General features: G+C 71.1%; 12 protein-coding genes. 5 read left to right on the top strand and 7 right to left on the bottom strand.

What is annotated here, in order from left to right; all coding sequences use genetic code 11:
* Nucleotides 1-229: 229 nt before the first annotated feature.
* From J2S42_RS23855 to uxaC, 6 genes are all read right to left on the bottom strand, one after another.
* The gene (locus J2S42_RS23855; protein WP_307242555.1) at nt 230-1813 is read right to left on the bottom strand and encodes a pectate lyase family protein; all 1584 of its coding nucleotides are present in this window, start codon (nt 1811-1813) and stop codon (nt 230-232) included.
* 74 nt (nt 1814-1887) lie between these two features.
* Complete coding sequence (locus J2S42_RS23850; RefSeq protein ID WP_307242554.1) at nt 1888-3186, bottom strand: pectate lyase family protein; 1299 nt, start codon at nt 3184-3186, stop codon at nt 1888-1890.
* A 182-nt stretch (nt 3187-3368) separates the two neighbouring features.
* Entirely contained in the window at nt 3369-4541 is a 1173-nt protein-coding gene (locus tag J2S42_RS23845) for a Gfo/Idh/MocA family protein (protein WP_307242552.1), read from the bottom strand.
* A 7-nt stretch (nt 4542-4548) separates the two neighbouring features.
* A complete protein-coding gene (locus J2S42_RS23840; RefSeq protein WP_307242550.1) occupies nt 4549-6042 on the bottom strand; it encodes a mannitol dehydrogenase family protein in 1494 nt (497 codons plus the stop codon).
* Nucleotides 6039-7352 (bottom strand): enolase C-terminal domain-like protein, encoded by a 1314-nt coding sequence (locus J2S42_RS23835; RefSeq protein WP_307242548.1) that lies wholly within the window; start codon nt 7350-7352, stop codon nt 6039-6041. The genes J2S42_RS23840 and J2S42_RS23835 overlap by 4 nt, the downstream gene beginning before the upstream one ends.
* Complete coding sequence (gene uxaC, locus J2S42_RS23830; protein WP_307242546.1) at nt 7349-8764, bottom strand: glucuronate isomerase; 1416 nt, start codon at nt 8762-8764, stop codon at nt 7349-7351. The genes J2S42_RS23835 and uxaC overlap by 4 nt, the downstream gene beginning before the upstream one ends.
* A gap of 271 nt (nt 8765-9035) precedes the next feature.
* On the opposite strand from uxaC, the gene J2S42_RS23825 reads away from it, so the two are divergent.
* From J2S42_RS23825 to J2S42_RS23805, 5 genes are read left to right on the top strand one after another with little or no spacing between them, the layout of a single operon-like run.
* Entirely contained in the window at nt 9036-10121 is a 1086-nt protein-coding gene (locus tag J2S42_RS23825; protein WP_307242544.1) for a LacI family DNA-binding transcriptional regulator, read from the top strand.
* A 21-nt stretch (nt 10122-10142) separates the two neighbouring features.
* Nucleotides 10143-11495, top strand: coding sequence for an ABC transporter substrate-binding protein (locus J2S42_RS23820; protein WP_307242542.1), 1353 nt, complete (start codon nt 10143-10145; stop codon nt 11493-11495).
* A gap of 36 nt (nt 11496-11531) precedes the next feature.
* Nucleotides 11532-12521, top strand: a complete 990-nt coding sequence (locus tag J2S42_RS23815) for a carbohydrate ABC transporter permease (RefSeq protein ID WP_307242540.1) — start codon at nt 11532-11534, stop codon at nt 12519-12521.
* Nucleotides 12518-13396, top strand: coding sequence for a carbohydrate ABC transporter permease (locus J2S42_RS23810; protein ID WP_307242537.1), 879 nt, complete (start codon nt 12518-12520; stop codon nt 13394-13396). The genes J2S42_RS23815 and J2S42_RS23810 overlap by 4 nt, the downstream gene beginning before the upstream one ends.
* A gap of 9 nt (nt 13397-13405) precedes the next feature.
* Nucleotides 13406-14107 carry a hypothetical protein gene (locus J2S42_RS23805; RefSeq protein WP_307242535.1) on the top strand — a complete coding sequence of 234 codons (702 nt, stop codon included), beginning with the start codon at nt 13406-13408 and terminating at the stop codon, nt 14105-14107.
* Between the two features lie 13 nt (nt 14108-14120).
* Here J2S42_RS23805 and J2S42_RS23800 read toward each other — a convergent pair whose 3' ends face one another.
* Nucleotides 14121-16916: an Hsp70 family protein gene (locus J2S42_RS23800; protein ID WP_307242534.1), complete on the bottom strand. Its 2796-nt coding sequence runs from the start codon at nt 16914-16916 to the stop codon at nt 14121-14123.
* Nucleotides 16917-16932: the final 16 nt, after the last annotated feature.

Genomic DNA, 16932 nt, shown 5'->3' with positions numbered 1-16932 from the left:
TCAGAGGTTCAGCGCGGCGCCGGCACGGAGACGTCACGATTCTTCCCCGCCGCGGGACAGCGCGGGTGAGGGCGGCGGTGTGGCGGCACCGCCCTCACCCGCAGTCCATCAACACCTCGATGCTGGTCGATATGTTGAGGTCTGCGGCCCCAGGGTGTCTGCCCACCGCCGGAGCCGGTGGCCGTGGGCGGTTCTGCCGGCCGCCCGCGGCCAGGTCCGTACCGTGGGATCAGAAATTGATCTTTCCGGGGCCGGCGCCGGACATGACGGCGGCCTTGACCCCGTCCGGGTCCGCGACGGTGTAGCCGTAGTACGCGCTCGGCTCCTGCACGGTGCCGCTGCAGTCCGGTGCGCCGGACTCGCCGGCGAAGACGTTGTTGCGGGCCACGCAGCGACCGCCCGGACCGGCGTAGCTGTTGCTGACCGGTTCCTCGACGTCCTCGAAGTAGTTGCCCTCGACCACACAGCCCGCGTTCGCCTGGCAGGCCACGCCGACGTCGGTGTTGTAGACGAAGTAGTTGTTGAACACGTGCACCGGCTCGCCGAACCGGACGCGCGGGTTGCGCTGCGGAGTCCGGTCGAACCAGTTGTGGTGGTACGTCACCTTCAGGTGCCCGGTGTCCTGCGCGCCGTTGCTGTCGTCGTGCCCGAGCAGCATGTTCTTCGTGTGGTCGTGCACGTGGTTCCAGGAGACCGTGACGTAGGACGAGCCGCGCTTGATGTCGATCAGCCCGTCGTACCCGTCGGACAGGTCGTTGTGGTCGATCCACACGTGGTGCGTGAACATCTGCACGTTGATCGCGTCGTCCGGCGTACCGGTGAAGGTGAGGTTCCGGATGATCACATTGTGCACCGCGTCCGCCGGCGGCGAGGTCGCCGAGGAGACCGGCAGGCCGATGTTCAGGCCACCACCGGTTAACCCGGACGCGGCGCCCACGCCCACGATGGTCTTGTCGCTGGTCACGTCGTGCATCGGGCCGGGCAGCGTGAGCACGCCGCTGACCCGGATGTTCAGCGGCCCGGCGGTCGCGATCGCGGCGAGGAACCCGGCCGCGGTGTCCACCGTGACCGTGGGCCCGCCGGCGCCGCCGGTCGTGCCGTTCTGGCCGAGCGCGTTCACCGAGGCGAACCCGATCGGCGGCGCACCCGGGTCGATCGGCGGCTCGGTCGGCGGCAGCGTGGGCGTCACCGTGCCGGTCGGTTCCACGACCGGGCCGGTCGACACCTCAAAATCATCGAAACTGGCCGACGCGTACGAGGTGGCGAGCCCGGCCCGCCCGGCGGTGAGCGTGCCGTCGGTGGCCGTGACGACCGGCACGCCGTTCAGGTATCCGCGCAGCGTGCTGCCGGTGACCTCGAGCGTCAGCGTGTACCAGGTGCCGGTGCTGACCGACGCGGACGCGGACGCCAGCACGACCGGCGCATCACCGGACCGCTCGAACAGCTCGACCCGACCCGCGTTGGAGACCGCGAGCCCGTAGTAGGCGCTGCCGCTCTGCACCCGGGCGGTGACACCGGCGGTACGCCCGGCGCCGTTGAATCCGGTCGGCTTGACCCGGGCCCGGACCGAGTAGTCGGTCCAGGACGCGGTACCGGTGTACGTACGGGCGTCCGCGCCGGTGCCGGTCTGGCGGTAGACCAGCGAGCCGTCGGAGACGACCGACCAGGACCCGCCCGACTTGGACCAGCCGTTGGAGTTGCCGTCCTCGAAGGTGTCGGTGAGCAGCGCAGCCGCGCCGGCGGCCGGTGCCGCGTAGACCAGGGCGACCGTGGCGACCGCGGCCAGGGCGATCGTGTGGGCGACACGTCGCATGGTGGGTTCCTTTCGTATCGTGCCCGGCCGCTCCCGTGGAGCCGGTGGCGAGGCGGCCGGGCGAGCTGGGCGCTTCACAACCTCCCGGCGCCGGCGAACGCGCCGACGACGCGCGGGACATCCGTGGTGGCGTGCACCGGCCCGGCCCGCAGCACGGGCGTCCAGCCGGCGTCGCCGCTCAGGTCGGGGTCGTGGGTGGCGTTGTACGCGTCGAGCGCACTGATCGCGACCTCGGCGCGGTTGCCGGTGCGGACGACCGTGCCGCGCTCGGCGATCGCGGTGCCGCCCCAGTCGTGAATGATCGCGTCCGGCCGCAGGTCGTCGTACAGCCGGAAGTAGTTGTTCTCCGCGTAGATCGCGGACTGCACGCCGACGCCCCACGCGTAGTCGAACGTCTCGCCGGAGCTGCGGTAGTAGTTGTCGTAGATGTCGACCTGACCGAACCGCACCCGCGGCAGACGCTGAATGCTGCCGTCGAACAGGTTGTGGTGAATGGTCACCTTGAGCCGGCCGACGTCCGGGCCGACCGTGTTCGACGACCCGATCAGCATGGTCTTGTCATGGTTGGTGAACACGTTCCAGGACGCCGTCACGTACGACGCCGTGTGCGTGATGTCCAGCGCGCCGTCGTGCACCTGGTACGGCCGCCCGAAGTGGATCGGCTGGTCCGTGTCGGGGTTGTCGCCGTCGGAGAACGTGATGTGGTCGACCCACACGTTCTCGCTGCGCCGTACCGAGATCAGGTCGTAGTTCGAGTTCCAGTTGCCGATTGCGCCGTCGGTCGGCGACCAGGCCGGGAAGCAGTCCCGCGCGTCCTCGATCGCGAGGTTGCGGATGATCGTGTTGCTGGCGCCGTCGACCATCAGCGTCAGCCCGGTCAGCGTGGCGCCGGGCCGGCCGACGATCGTGGTGTTCGGGCTGAGGTTGATCTGGGTCTGCGCGGTCTGCCGGGTCACCGACCGGGCCCGGGCCGCCTCCAGCTCGCCGGCCGGCGCGACGTATCCCCAGGTGGCCGGGTTGTAGGCGGCCAGGTAGGCGTCCAGCGAGTACGCCGGGTCCGCCAGGTCGGCGCAGTCGAGCAGCGTGCCGTCCGCGGCCTCGAAGCCGTCGATGCGCCCCTCGACGTAGATGATTTTCGGCGTGGTGTTCGCCCGGCCGCCGATCGCGGCCACCAGCTCGGCCCGGGTGCGGACCGTGAACACGTGCGCGTCGTCGGCTGCGCTGCCGCCGGTGGTGCCGGGTCCGGCTGCGGCCCAGCCGTCGTTCGCGGGCAGCGTCTGCCGCCCGAGGTCCGGTGCGGACGCCTGCGCCGACGAGGGCAGCGTCACCAGCAGCAATCCGGCGATCGTCGCCGCGATGGCGGGTTTCGTCATTGATCTCTCCACGTAGAGCGCCACACAGATGCGTTTACGAAAGCGAAACATCTGGGCTCAACGTAGATATTTACGTGGATGAGAGTCAATAAAACGAATATGCAGGTTAGTTGCACATGAAAGCGGCACGACCTATTGCCCGGCGGGCAATCGCCGGATTGTGGACCACTCTGTCCGTTTGATTACCGGGCCGATTTGCCTCCCGTTTGCACATCGCGGGCCGGCAACCCGTCGATCGGGGTGCGCCACGGCCCGCGCGCCCAGCCGATCCCCAGCTCGGAGAGCAGCGCCGGGCGGTCCGCCGCCGCGCGCAGGGCCGCGTTCACACCCCGGATCACGTGCACCCGGTCCGGCGGCGGGCCCACGGAGTCGACCAGCGCCGCGTCGATCGCGTGTGGCGGAGGTGCCGCCTGCACGGCCTCCAGCACGGCCGTGAACGGCGCGGTCCGGTCCAGCGGCACGATCAGGCCCGCCGGGTCGTCTACCAGGTTCTCCAGCAGGTCACGGCGGCCGGGTACGTGCCGCGGCGCCTCGTCGCCGGGCAGCAGCAGCCGGTCGGTCGGGTATTCGAGCACGGCCCGGCCGCGCGTGCCGTGCACGACGATCTCGCCGGGGATGAAGTCCTCACCGCAGAGCGTCACGGCCATCAGCACCGGCGGGCCGCCCGCGAACGACACGCGCAGGCTCGCGGTGTCGTCCACCTCGATCGGCCGGGTTCGGTACCGCTCCAGCTCCAGCGCGACCGGCGTCGGGTCCGGTGCCAGCGCCAGCGCTTGCATCAGCGCGTGGGCCAGCGGGTTCGCGATCGCGCCGTCCAGCGACGGGCGGCCGTTCACCGTACGGCGGCCGGCCCACGGAGTCCGCGCGTAGTACGCGTCCGGCCGCTGCCAGGACGCGACCGCGGCGACGCCGGTGACCTCGCCGAGTCGCCCGTCCTCGATCGCGGCGCGCAGTTCCGCCAGCGCGGCCGAGCCGAGCGCCTGGAAGCCGATCTGCAGCGCCCGGCCGGTGCGCGCGGCCACCGCGGCCAGCGCGCGGTGCTCGGCCAGCGACATCACCGGCGGCTTCTCCAGCAGCACGTCCGCGCCGGCCGACAGCGCGTCGGTGGCGATCGCCAGGTGCGTGTGCGGCGGCGTGCAGATCACCACCACGTCCGGCCGCACCTCGCGCAGCATCTCCGCGTGGTCGGCGAAGATCCTGGTGGCCGGGTCGATCGGCGCATCCTCCGCCGGTGCGGGCGGGCGCGGGTCGGCGAACGCGACCACCTCGACCCGGCCGGCCGCGGCCAGCCGGGCGAGGTTCCGGCGGTGCGTCAGCCCGTGCCCGCTCGCCCCGATCAGCGCGACGCGTCTCACGGCCGGCTCATCTTCCCGCCGCCTCGACCGCGGCGGCGGCACCGTGCCGGGTCAGGTCGGTGAGCCAGGACGTGATGGACGCGCGCACCTCGTCGTCCGTGACCAGCGCGGCCGGGAACACCGAGTCGATGCGCAGCAGCGCGTCCACCACCGCGGCCGGCTCCGACGACGTGTCCGCGAGCGCGGTCCGGATCCGGTCGGCCAGCGGGTCGTTCAGCGGCAGCGGCGTCCCGTCGTCCGCCGTACCCTGCACGAACCGCATCCACGCGGCCACCGCCAGCGTCGCCCACCGCGCATCCCTCTTCGCGGCGCGCAGGTCCAGGATCGTGTGCAGCAGCCGCTGCGGCAGCTTCTGCGTGCCGTCCATCGCGACCTGATGCGTGCGATAGAGGATCGCCGGGTTGGCGAAGCGGGCCAGCACGTCGTCGCCGTACCCGACGATCGAGACGCCCTCCGGCGGCCGGAAGCTCTCCGCGATGTCCTCCGCGATGAGTTTCCGCAGCGTGCCCTCCATGCCCGGCAGCGCGAGTGCCTCCGCGACGGTCTCCTGGCCGGCCAGCGCGCCGAGGTAGGCGAGCGCGGAGTGGACGCCGTTGAGCGTGCGCAGCTTCAGCCGCTCCCACTGGCCGGCGTCGTCCGTCATGATCGCGCCGGCCTGCTCCCAGGCCGGCCGCCCGCCCGGGAACCGGTCCTCGATGACCCACTGGGTGTACGGCTCGGCCGCGATCGCCGCCTGGTCCTCCACGCCGAGCGCGCGTGCCGCGGTGGCCAGCGTCTCCGGTGTGGCGGCCGGCACGATCCGGTCCACCATCGAGTTCGGGAACGTCACGTGGCGGTGGATCCAGTCGGCCGGTGCGCCGGTGAAGCCGCCGAACGCCAATCCGGCGTCGATCAGCCCGTGCGTGCGGCGCCCGTTCGACGGCAGATTATCGCAGCTCAGCAGGGTCAGCGGACCGGCGTCCGCGGCCGCGCGGGCGAGCAGCCCACGGATCAGCAGGCCGGGCACGGTCTGCGGCGGGCGGTCCGTGGTCAGGTCCGCGGCCACCGCCTCGTCCGCCAGCAGCTCGCCGGTGACCGGATCCAGCTGGTACGCCTTCTCCGTCACGGTCAGCGTCACCACCCGGATCCGCGGGTCGGCCAGCAGCGCCACGATCACGGCCGGGTCACTGGCCGCGTGCCGCACCTCGGACAACGACCCGATCACCCGGGTACGGGAGGTCTGCGCGCCCAGCGTGGTCACGCTGAACAGGTTGTCCTGCGCCCGCATCCGGTCGAACACGCCGGTGCTGCGCGGTGCCACGCCGATGATGCCCCAGTCGCCGCCGCCCGCGGAGATCGCCTCCTCGGTGAAGACCGCCTGGTGCGCCCGGTGGAACGCGCCGAGCCCGAGGTGCACGATGCCGCTGCCGATCTCGTCCGGCCGGACCAGCGGCCGGCTCTCGATCGGCAGCGAGGCGATCGCGCCCAGTCCCAGCCGCTTGACGCTCACCGCGCTGGTCACGCGTCCACCCCGTCCGCGAGCCGGGCGCTCCAGATCGGGCCGTCCGGGAAGCTGTAGTCCGCGACCGACTCCGGCTTCATCTGCGCGCTGTACCCGGGCTGCTCCGGCAGGACGTACTTACCGGAGACGGTGCGCACCGGGTCGACGAAGTGCTCGTGCAGGTGGTCGACGTACTCCACCATCCGGCCGTCCAGCGACGTGCTGACCCGCAGGTAGTCGAAGATCGCCAGGTGCTGCACGTACTCGCAGAGGCCGACGCCACCGGCGTGCGGGCAGATCGGCACGCCGAACTTCGCGGCCATCACGATCTCGGCGAGCACCTCGTTGACGCCGCCGACCCGGCAGGCGTCGATCTGCATCACGCCGATCGCCTCGGCCTGGAGCAGCTGCTTGAAAATCACCCGGTTCGCCGCGACCTCGCCGGTGGCGACGCGGATCGGCGCCACCGCCCGCTGGATCCGGGCGTGCCCGAGCACGTCGTCCGCGTGCGTCGGCTCCTCGATCCAGTACGGGTCGAACTCGGCCAGCCGCGCCATGTTCTCGATCGCCTCGTCGACGTCCCAGACCTGGTTCGCGTCCATCATCAGCCGTGTCTGCGGCCCGACCTCCTCGCGGATGATCCGGGCCCGGCGTACGTCGTCCTCGATCGGTCCGCCGACCTTCATCTTCACGGCCCGCCAGCCCTCGGCGAACGCGGCCCGGCTCAGCGCGCGCACCTTCTCGTCCGGGTAGCCGAGCCAGCCGACCGACGTGGTGTACGAGGGGAAGCCGTCCCGGGAGATCTCCGCCAGCCGCTCGTCCAGCCCGGTGCGGCCCTTGTCCAGGATCGCGGCCGCCTCGTCCGGCGTGATCGCGTCCGTGATGTGGTGGAAGTCGATCGCCGCGACCAGCTCCGCCGTCGGCATCTCGGCCAGCAGGCGCCACAGCGGCTTGCCCTCGACCTTGGCCCGCAGGTCCCACACCGCGTTGACCAGCGCGCCGGTCGCCATGTGGATGACGCCCTTCTCCGGCCCGAGCCAGCGCAGCTGCGCGTCCGCGGAGAGCGACCGCCAGAACGCCACCGGCGCCGCGAAGATCTCCTCCAGCGTCTTGCCGTCGACGTGCCGGGAGAGCGCCTTCACGGCCGCGACCGTGATCTCGTTGCCCCGGCCGTTGGTGAACGTGAAGCCGGCCCCGACGTGGGGGCTGTCCGTGCGCAGCTCGACGTAGGTCGCCGAGTAGTCGCCCCGGTTGATCGCGTCGGAACCGTCCGCCGAGTCCGACGTCGGGAACCGCACGTCGTGCACCTCGACCGCGAGAATGGTGGTCACAGTTTCTCCCCGATCTTGAAGATCTTCTTGGGCAGCCGGTACGCGAGGTCGACGATCGTCTCGGCCGCCTCGTCGAGCGGCAGCCGGTGCTCGGCGACCAGCCGGGCCAGGAAACCGGCGTCGATCCGGCGGGCCACGTCGTGCCGCACCGGGATCGAGCAGAACGCGCGGGTGTCGTCGACGAACCCGGCCGTGTTGTAGAAGCCCGCGGTCTCGGTGGCCGCCTCGCGGAACCGGCGCATCACCTCCGGCGAGTCCAGAAACCACCAGGGTGCGCCGAGGAAGAGCGCGGCATAGCCACCGGCCAGCGGCGCCAGCTCCCGGGTGAACGTGTCCTCGTCCAGCGTGAACAGCACCAGCCGCAGCCGAGGGTCGTTGCCGTGCGCGTCCAGCAGCGGCTTCAGCCCGTGCACGAACTCGACCGCGTGCGGAACGTCGCCGCCCACGTCGCGCCCGTGCCGGTCGTAGAGCCACCGGTTGTGGTTCCGGAACGCGCCCGGGTGCAGTTGCATCACCAGGCCGTCCTCGATGGACATGCGGGCCATCTCGACCAGCATGTGCGCGCGGAACGCCTCCGCGTCCTCGGCCGTGGCCGCGCCGGACAGCCCGCGCGTGTAGAGCGCCTCCGCCTCGGCCGGGGAGAGCACCAGCGTCCGCGCGGTCAGGTGCCCGTGGTCGGTGCTGGTCGCACCGGCCGCGATGAAGTCGAGGCGGCGCGCGCGCAGCGCGTTCAGATATCCACGGTACGTGCCGGTGTCCTCGCCGGTGATCTCGCCGAGCCGCGCGACGTTGCCCGCCCAGTCCTCGAACTCCATGTCCACCACGTTGTCCGGCCGGAACGTGGTGATCACCCGGCCGCCGGGACCGCCCCAGCCGTCGTCGGCCAGCCGCGCGTGCCGGGCCAGGTCGTCCAGCGGCGACTCCGTGGTGGCCAGCACCTCGATGTCGAACCGCTCGAACAGCGCCCGCGGCCGGAACTCGGGCGTGGCCAGCTTCGCGGAGATCTGGTCGTAGATCGTGTCCGCGGTCGCCGGGCTGAGCCGGTCGGTCACGCCGAACACGGTCTCGAACGTCCGCTCCAGCCACAACCGCGACGGCGTGCCCCGGAACAGGTGCCACTGCTCGGCGAACCGCCGCCAGATCGTCCGGCCGTCCGGCTCGGACGGTGTGCCGTCGCGGGTGGGCACGCCCAGCTCGGCCGGTGGAATGCCCTGGCTGAGCAGCATCCGGGTGACGTAGTGGTCGGGCACGATGATCAGCCGGGCCGGGTCCGGGAACGGCGCGTCGTCCGCGATCAGGCCGGGGTCCACGTGCCCGTGCGGCGAGATGATCGGCTGCGCGGCCGCCAGCGCGTACAGCTCGCGGGCAATGCCGCGCTGCGTGGGCTCGGCGGGTAGGAGGAGGTCGGACACGAGGCTCCTAATACTGAGGTGGTCTGCCAGCTATATCGCTTTCCATAACTGCAAAGGTTTGCAGCGAAGAAACCATGAGGGGTAGCTGTCCGTCAACGGCCGAACACAAAGAGGGCTACTTTGTCCGAATTTCTGCTATTGCATGATCGCTTCACGAGCGCTTACGCAATAGTTCCGCAACAAACATCCATTGACATGAGCACAACCGTTTGCATTAATTGGCCATCCACGTGACGACGGCCACAGCATCGATGACCACGAAGGGGTTCACGTGCCAGCCACGATCCGAGACGTTGCCCGGGCCTCGGGGGTGCACATCTCCACCGTCTCGCGCACCTTCTCGGCACCCCACCTGGTCAATCCGGACACGCGCAGTCGCGTGCTGGCGTGTGCGGAGTCGCTGGGTTACCGCCCCAACCGCGCGGCCCGGGCGCTGATCACCGGCCGCACGCACAACATGGGCCTGATCGTGCCGGACATCTCGAACCCGTTCTTCCCGCTGCTGATCAAGGCTGCCGAGACCCAGGCCCGCCAGCGGGATTACCACATCTTCGTCACCGACACGAACGAGGATCCCGCCGTCGAGGAGGAGCTGGTCCACGCGCTCGCCAAGCAGGTGGACGGCATCCTGCTGTGCAGCCCGCGGATGAGCAACAGCCTGATCGAGCAGCTGTCCCGCGAGGTCCCGCTGGTCGTGGTCAACCGCCAGGTGGCCGGCCTGCCGTCGGTGGTGATGGACGTCGGCCAGGGCGCCCGGCTGGCGATCGAGCACCTGGTCTCGCTCGGCCACCGCGACCTGGCACTGCTGTCCGGCCCGCGCGGTTCGTGGACCAGCCGGGAGATTCGCCGGGCCGCCACCGCGGCGGCCCGCACCGGCGGCGCCGAGCTGACCGTGCTCGGCCCGAACCCGCCCACCGAGCGTGGCGGCCAGGCCATGGCGGAACAGGTCCGCCGCGCCGAGGTGACCGCGGTGCTCGCCTACAACGACCTGATGGCGATCGGCCTCATGGAGGGGCTCGACTCGCTCGGCATCGCGGTCCCGGCCGAGGTGAGCGTGGTCGGCATCGACGACATCACGCTCAGCCGGCTGACCCGGCCCAAATTGACGACGGTGGCCAACCCCACGGCGGCTGCCGGACGGGCGGCCGTCGACATGCTCCTGCAACAGGACGGCTCCTGGCCGGGTCGCGTCGGACGCGGCGCCACCGGGACCGTTCCCGTCGACGACCGCCGCACCACCGCACAGGTAACGCTCCAGACCCAGTTGGTCATACGCGACTCAACGGGCCCGGGCCCGCATGGCACTGCGAGCCCGGGCGGCGCGGTCGCGCCGTTCCCGGAAGTTGTCGCCTCCTAAGCCCAAGGAGTGAGCGCAGAAATGCACCCCGCCACACATCCGGAGAGCGCGCTGCCCGCGCGCACTCACCGTACCCGCAAAGCCGGTCGTGTTCTTCGCGGCTTGGCCGCGACCGCGGTCGCGCTTCCCCTGATATTCGGCGCCGCCGCGTGCGGTGGCGGCAACGACGACGCGGGCACCGACCCGAACGAGAAGGTTGAGCTCAGCGTCTTCTGGTGGGGCGACGACTCGCGCGCCGAGACCACCAAGAAGGTGCTCGACGCCTACACCGCCGCGCACCCGAACGTCACGTTCGTGACCACGTTCCAGGGCAACCAGGGCTACCTGGACAAGCTGTCCACGCAGGCGGCCGGCGGGAACGCGCCGGACATCTTCCAGCTCGACGACAACATGCTGTCCGAGCTGGCCGAGCGCAAGGTCACGCTGGACCTCACGCCGTACGTGGAGGACAAGACGCTCGACCTGTCCAAGTTCCCGGAGAGCCTCGCGAGGTACGGCGTGGTCGACGGCGAGCAGGCCGGTGTCGCGCTGGCGGAGAACACGCCCGGCCTCATTTACAACAGGACCAAGCTCAAGGAGTTCGGCGTCGCCGAGCCGACCACCGGCATGACCTGGGAAGCGTTCATCGCCTGGGCCAAGGAGGTCAGCACCAGGTCCGGCGGCAAGCTGCCCGGCACGATGGACCCGAGCGCGGACTACAAGGCGCTCTGGGTGTGGCTGCGCCAGCAGGGCAAGGAGTTCTACAACGGCAAGGAGCTGGGCTTCACCGCCGAGGACCTGACCCGCTGGTTCGAGCTGTGGAAGGGTGCGCGTGATCAGGGCGCCACCCCGACCGCGGACGTGATCCACGAGGGCAACAGCTCGGACGCCAGCAAGCAGCTCGTGGTCACCGGCAAGGCCGCCACCAGCTGGGTCTGGTCGAACCAGCTGGCCGCGCTGTCCAAGAACACCAAGGACGAGCTCGGGCTGATGGCGTACCCGGGTGACCCGAAGGGCCAGTGGGCGCGCGCCTCGATGTACTGGTCCGGCTCGGCCAAGACGAAGTATCCGGACGTGGTCGCCGACGTGATCAACTACTTCGTCAACGACGCCACCGCCGCGAAGACGCTCGGCATCGAGCGCGGCATCACGCCGAACCTGGATCTTCGCAAGGAGGTCGAAGCCACGCTGACCGACGCGAACCAGAAGGCGTCGCTGGCGTTCGAGACCGAGATCACGCCGAAGTTCGGCGCCGCGCCCACGCCGCCGCCGAAGGGCCACGCCGCGATCCGCACGCTGCTGGTGTCCATCGCGGAGAGCGTCCAGTACGGCAAGGCCACCCCGGCCCAGGCCGCACAGGACTTCCTCACCCAGGCCGCGAGCAAGCTCGCCTGACGTACCGCTCGCGCACGTGGAGAAGGAGGCACGCTCGTGGCACTGACCACGGCATCCGCCCCGGTCGTCCCCGAGCAGCCCGGTCGACGGGCCCCCGCCGCAGGCAAGCAGCGGGGGCCCGGTGGCGGGCACGGTCGGCAGGGCGTCGCCGGTTACGTATTCCTGTCCCCCTGGCTGCTCGGCCTGATGGGCGTCACCGCCATCCCGATGCTGCTGTCGCTCTACCTCAGCTTCACCGACTACTCGGTCTTCTCCAGCTGGGAGGACGTCGAGTGGATCGGGCTGGAGAACTACCGGGAGATGTTCACCGGCGACCCGCAGTTCTACCGCGCGGTCACGGTGACGCTCGTCTACGCGCTGGTCATGGTGCCGCTCAAACTCGCCGCCGCGCTCGCGGTCGCGCTGCTGCTCAACCGAGCCTGGCGCGGCGTCGGCCTGTTCCGCGGCCTGTTCTACCTGCCGTCGCTGCTCGGCGGCAGCGTGGCGCTCGCGCTGGTGTGGAGCGCGCTGTTCGCCGGCGACGGTGCGGTCAACGAGTTCCTGGCCTTCTTCGGTATCACCGGGCAGGCCTGGGTGAACGACCCGGACTACGCGCTCGGCACCCTGATCATCCTGGGTGTCTGGCAGTTCGGCGCGCCCATGGTGATCTTCCTGGCCGGGCTCAAGCAGGTGCCGGTCGAGCTGTACGAGGCCGCGTCCGTCGACGGGGCCAGCCCGTCGCGGCAGTTCTGGCACGTCACCATGCCGATGCTGTCGCCGGTGATCTTCTTCAACCTGGTGCTGGAGACGATCCGCGGATTCCAGGGCTTCACGTCCGCGTTCGTGGTCAGCAACGGCACCGGCGGCCCGGTCGACTCGACGCTGCTCTACACGCTCTACCTCTACAAGCGCGGCTTCGCCGAATTCGAGATGGGGTACGCGTCCGCGCTGGCCTGGGTGTTCCTCGCGGCGATCGGCATCCTCACCGTGGTCCTGTTCAGCACCGGCCGGTTCTGGGTGCACTACGCCGATGGGAATGACCGATGACCGCTCCCGCCGTGGCCCGGCTCGCCACCATCCGAAGGAACCGGTTCACGATCGGTCAGGCCGTCCGGCTGGCCGTGCTGATCGCCGGCCTGCTGCTGGTGCTCTACCCGCTGGCATGGGTGATCGGCTCGTCGTTCAAGTCGGATGCGGAGATCGCCAGCAACATCTCCGTGCTGCCGACCGAGTTCACCGCGTCGCACTACACGGCCGGCTGGAACAGCTTTGACGTCAGCTTCACCCGGTTCTTCATCAACAGCAGCGTGATCGCACTGCTCACCGTGGTCGCGAACGCGGTGTCCTGCCTGGTCGCGGCGTACGCGTTCGCCCGGCTGCGGTTCCCGATGCGCGGATTCTGGTTCGCCATCATGATCGGTACGCTGCTACTCCCCGGCGACGTGCTGATCATCCCGCAGTACATCGTGTTCAACACGCTCGGCTGGATCGACACCCCGCTGCTGCCGCTGATCGTGCCGAAGGCGCTGGCCACCGAGGCGTTCTTCGTGTTCCTGATGGTCCAGTTCATGCGCGGCATCCCGCGCGACCTGGACGAGGCCGCGACGATCGACGGCTGCTCGCCGTACGGCGTGTTCTGGCACGTGATCCTGCCGCTGAGCCGCCCCGCGCTGGTCACCACCGCGATCTTCTCGTTCATCTGGACCTGGAACGACTTCTTCACCCAGCTGGTCTACCTGAACGACCTGGAGGACTACACGGTCCCGATCGCGCTGCGGCTGTTCATCGACTCGACCGGGCAGAGCTCGCTCGGCGCGATGTTCGCCATGTCCGTACTGTCGCTGCTGCCGGTGTTCCTGTTCTTCGTCGCGTTCCAGCGGATGCTGGTCGAGGGGATCAACACCAGCGGCCTGAAGGGTTAGTGATCCACCATGGATGACCTCCGGAGGCTGCGGACGACCGACCCTCAGTCTCCGGAGCCCGGACAACCCCCGCAGCCGATCCAGCGCGACTGGCGGGACACCCTCCGCGCCGCCTCCGACCTGGCCCTGACCGGGATCGTGATGACGGTAGCCGCACTCCCGGTCGTCACCGCGGGTGCCGCGGCCGGCGCGGCGTCCGCGGCGGTCGCGACATACACAGATCAAGAGCGATTCCCGGGGGTACGGCAGACCGCGCGCGTCTTCGCCCGCGGCCTGCTGCCCGGCATCCCACCGCTGCTGGCCGTGGTCGCGTTCGGCGTGCTGATCCGGCTCAACGTGCATGCGCTCAGCGTCGGCCTGGTCCCCGGCGGCCGCCCGCTGATCTGGGCGACGCTGCTGCTCGGCCTGGCCGGGGCCGGCTTCGCGGGCATGGTCGTGGTCGAGCTCGGCCGCGCCACCGCCGCGGCTGGTCCGGACGGGCCCGGCACCGGCTGGCGCGTGGCCCTCCGGGAGGCGGGCCGGCTCGTGGTCGCGCGGCCGGCGGTGCCGGCCGCGAGCGCGGGCGTACTGGGGTTGACCATCGCGATCGGCTACCTGATCCAGGCGATCATGGTGCCGATCCTGGCCGGCTACGCACTGCTCGCCCTGCACGTGATCCGCCGCCGCCTCGCCCCGTCGACGGCCACGGACGCCACCGCCCGCTCGTCCTGACCGGTTCCGTCCGTCAGTCCTCCGCGAACCGCTGGATGCGGAAGCCGTTGGGGCCGCTGCCGCAGATGATCGTGGTCTCGTTCCACGAGCAGGTGCCGAGCCGCACGGCCGGCAGCGTGCCGATCTGCTGCGGCGCGTCGCCGTTGTCGACGGTCGCGGAGAGCGGCACCCCCTCGGTGCTGGGCGCGTCACCGGCCGGCTCGCGATCGAAGATCAGAAAGCTGCGTGCGTTGACGCGGGCCGCGACGCCGTTCCACTCGAAGATCCGGTCGCCGGCGTCGTCGTAGAGCGCGGTCCGGTACGCCCCGTCCTTCGGTCTGTGCCACAACAGCAGGCCGGTGCCGGACGGGACGATCGCGCCGGTGTCGGTGAGCCCGGTGAGGCCCGGCGCGTCCACCCGCATCACCTGCTTCCCGCCGTCGGCGACGTCGTAGACCGCCACCTGGTCGGTGCCCTCGTCCGCGAGGTCGGCAAGGCACAGCCGGCCGTCACCGCACAGCGTGAGCGTCTTCAGCGTGCGGCCCGCGGTGTCGTTGTAGACCACCTGCGCGGTGCCGAACGTGGTCAGGTCGTACGCCTCGATGCGGTAGCGATCCCCGGTGGTGCCGATGTAGAGCTGCCTCGAGTCCGCGACCATCTGCACGCCGAGGCTCGGGCTCAGGCTGGACGGCTCCACGTCCACCGTGCCGGACGCGGCCACCGAGCCGTCGTCGACGTTGATCACCTGAGCGCGCTGGTCCGCGGTGATCAGCACGAGCCGCTGGTCGGCGTCCGCGTTCCAGCCGAACGGCGTGCCACCGGCGGCCGCGGGGCCGGTGCGGTCGCCGGGCGAGGCGATCAGAACCACCCGGTAGTAGTCGGAGAACTCACCGCGCGGGATCGGCATGTCCCAGGCCACCTCGCCGTCGGCCAGCCGGTAGCCGATCAGCTGCCGCTCCTCGTCCCGGGCGACCACCAGCACGTCGTTGAAGAGCCAGATCAGGTCCTGCGACGCGATTTGCTCCTGCCAGAGCGGCTCGCCGTCGCGGTCCCAGGCGACCAGCGGCCGGGGCTGCTCGCTGCTGCCGTCGCCGTTCGCGATCACGTACCGGTCGGTCGCGTGAATGCTCTGCCACGTGAACGCGGTGGCCCTGTCGGTGGTCCGGCGCCAGACCTCCGTGCCGTCCAGGCCGACGCCGGCGATCTCCAGGGTCTTGTCGTCGCGCTGGGCGGCGACGTACGCGCGGTCGCCGACGACGTCGGTGAAGACCTCGAAGACCGTACTGTCCGGCTCGTCGGGGACCGCGGGGATCAGCGTTCCCTCGGTCAGGTCGGCGAAGGCGACCGGTGCGACGCGGCTCCACGGGCTCAGGTAGATCAGCGTCCCGGCGGTGACCAGCACGACCAGCGCGACGGCGGCGGCCACGGCCACCGGCACGAGCGATCGGCGCGGTCGCTTCACCGGCGGCGGACCGCCAGGAACGGCACCGGGGATCATCGCGGTCGGCGAGACCGGGGCGGAGGACACCGGCGGCGCCGAGGTGACCGGCGGAGCGGGTGACTGCGCCGGGATGGTGGCGAGCAGCTCGGCCAGCGCGCCCTCGGCGACCGGCAGTTCCGGCTGTTCCAGCACGGTCGGTGGGATGTGCAGGTCGGAGTGCAGAAGGCGGCCCACCATGGGTACGCGGGAGGAGCCGCCGACCAGGAACAGGCCGGCCAGCCGATCGGGGGTGACCCCGGCGGCCCGGATCACGCCCGCGGTCTCGTGCACGCCCCGGCGCAGCAGCGGCGTGACGACGTGCTCCAGTTCCTCGCGGGTCAGGTGTACCGCGCGTTCGACGCCCGGCACCGCGATCGGCGCGACCGTGGCGCGGGACAGCATCTCCTTGGCGCCGCGCACGTCGTCCCAGAGCTGGCGGCGGTTGCGCCACTGGGTCACGGTGGCCGGCTGGGTCAGCGCCTGCCAGGCCTGCGCGGCGGCGAGATCCAGCCGCTGGGTCGGGCCGTCCGGCGAGATCTCCGGGCCGGTGGACGCCGCCTGCGGGCCGCCGGTGGTGACCGCGGCACCCGGCGTGGCCGAGCCGCCCCGTGTGGCGTGTGGGCCGGGCTGTGGCGCCGGGCCGGTCAGGGTACGGCCGACGTGGTCGACCAGGGCCGCGTCCAGGTCCAGGCCGCCGAGGTCGGCGACGCCGCCGGAGCTGACCACGGAGAAGACCGGCCGGCCGGACGGGCCGAGGCCGTCATTGCGGACCACCGCGACGTCCAGCGTGCCGCCGCCGAAGTCGAAGACCGCGAGCGCGGACCCGGCCGGCACCGGGCGGTGCAGCACCTCCGCGAAGTACCGCGCGGCCGCGACCGGCTCCGGCGTGAACCGGGTACCGGGCTGCCCGGGTGCGGCCGCGACCGGCGGCCAGCCCGCGCGGGCCACCGCCTCGGCCAGCGTGGCACGCCGGACCGGACCCCACGCCGCCGGGTGGGTGAGCATCGCCGGTGGCAGGAAGCCGACCGCCTCCACCGCGGCCCGGGCGACCGCGCCGAGCACGGCCGCCAGCAGGTCGACCACCGGGATCTCACGGTCGCCGAGCAGCACCGAGGTCTCGTCGATGCGGCGTTTCGGGTTCGGCTCGTACCGCGCCGGGTCGGCCTGGGCGAGGCGCTGCGCGTCCCGTCCGACGTGCAGCCGGCCCTCCGGGTCCAGGTAGACGCCGGAGGGCATGATCGGCTGCCCGTCGAACAGCAGCGGACGGGTCCGCCCGTCCGGGGTACGCAGCACCGCGACCGTGTTGGACGTGCCGAGGTCGACCCCCAGCCCGTACGTCCCGTCGCTCATGCCCCGCCCCTTCGCC

Origin of the sequence: Catenuloplanes indicus (assembly GCF_030813715.1) — a bacterium.
In the GTDB taxonomy this organism is placed as follows: Bacteria; Actinomycetota; Actinomycetes; order Mycobacteriales; family Micromonosporaceae; genus Catenuloplanes; species Catenuloplanes indicus.
The sequence above is the reverse complement of the archived record's forward strand: the minus strand, read 5'-3'. Positions and strand labels throughout refer to the sequence as shown.

Bases quoted from the DNA above. Each gene is read 5' to 3' on its own strand.
- J2S42_RS23805 (WP_307242535.1), top strand. From the start codon at position 13,406: ATGGATGACCTCCGGAGGCTGCGGACGACCGACCCTCAGTCTCCGGAG.
- J2S42_RS23800 (WP_307242534.1), bottom strand. From the start codon at position 16,916: ATGAGCGACGGGACGTACGGGCTGGGGGTCGACCTCGGCACGTCCAAC.
- J2S42_RS23850 (WP_307242554.1), bottom strand. From the start codon at position 3,186: ATGACGAAACCCGCCATCGCGGCGACGATCGCCGGATTGCTGCTGGTG.
- J2S42_RS23820 (WP_307242542.1), top strand. From the start codon at position 10,143: ATGCACCCCGCCACACATCCGGAGAGCGCGCTGCCCGCGCGCACTCAC.
- J2S42_RS23810 (WP_307242537.1), top strand. From the start codon at position 12,518: ATGACCGCTCCCGCCGTGGCCCGGCTCGCCACCATCCGAAGGAACCGG.
- J2S42_RS23855 (WP_307242555.1), bottom strand. From the start codon at position 1,813: ATGCGACGTGTCGCCCACACGATCGCCCTGGCCGCGGTCGCCACGGTC.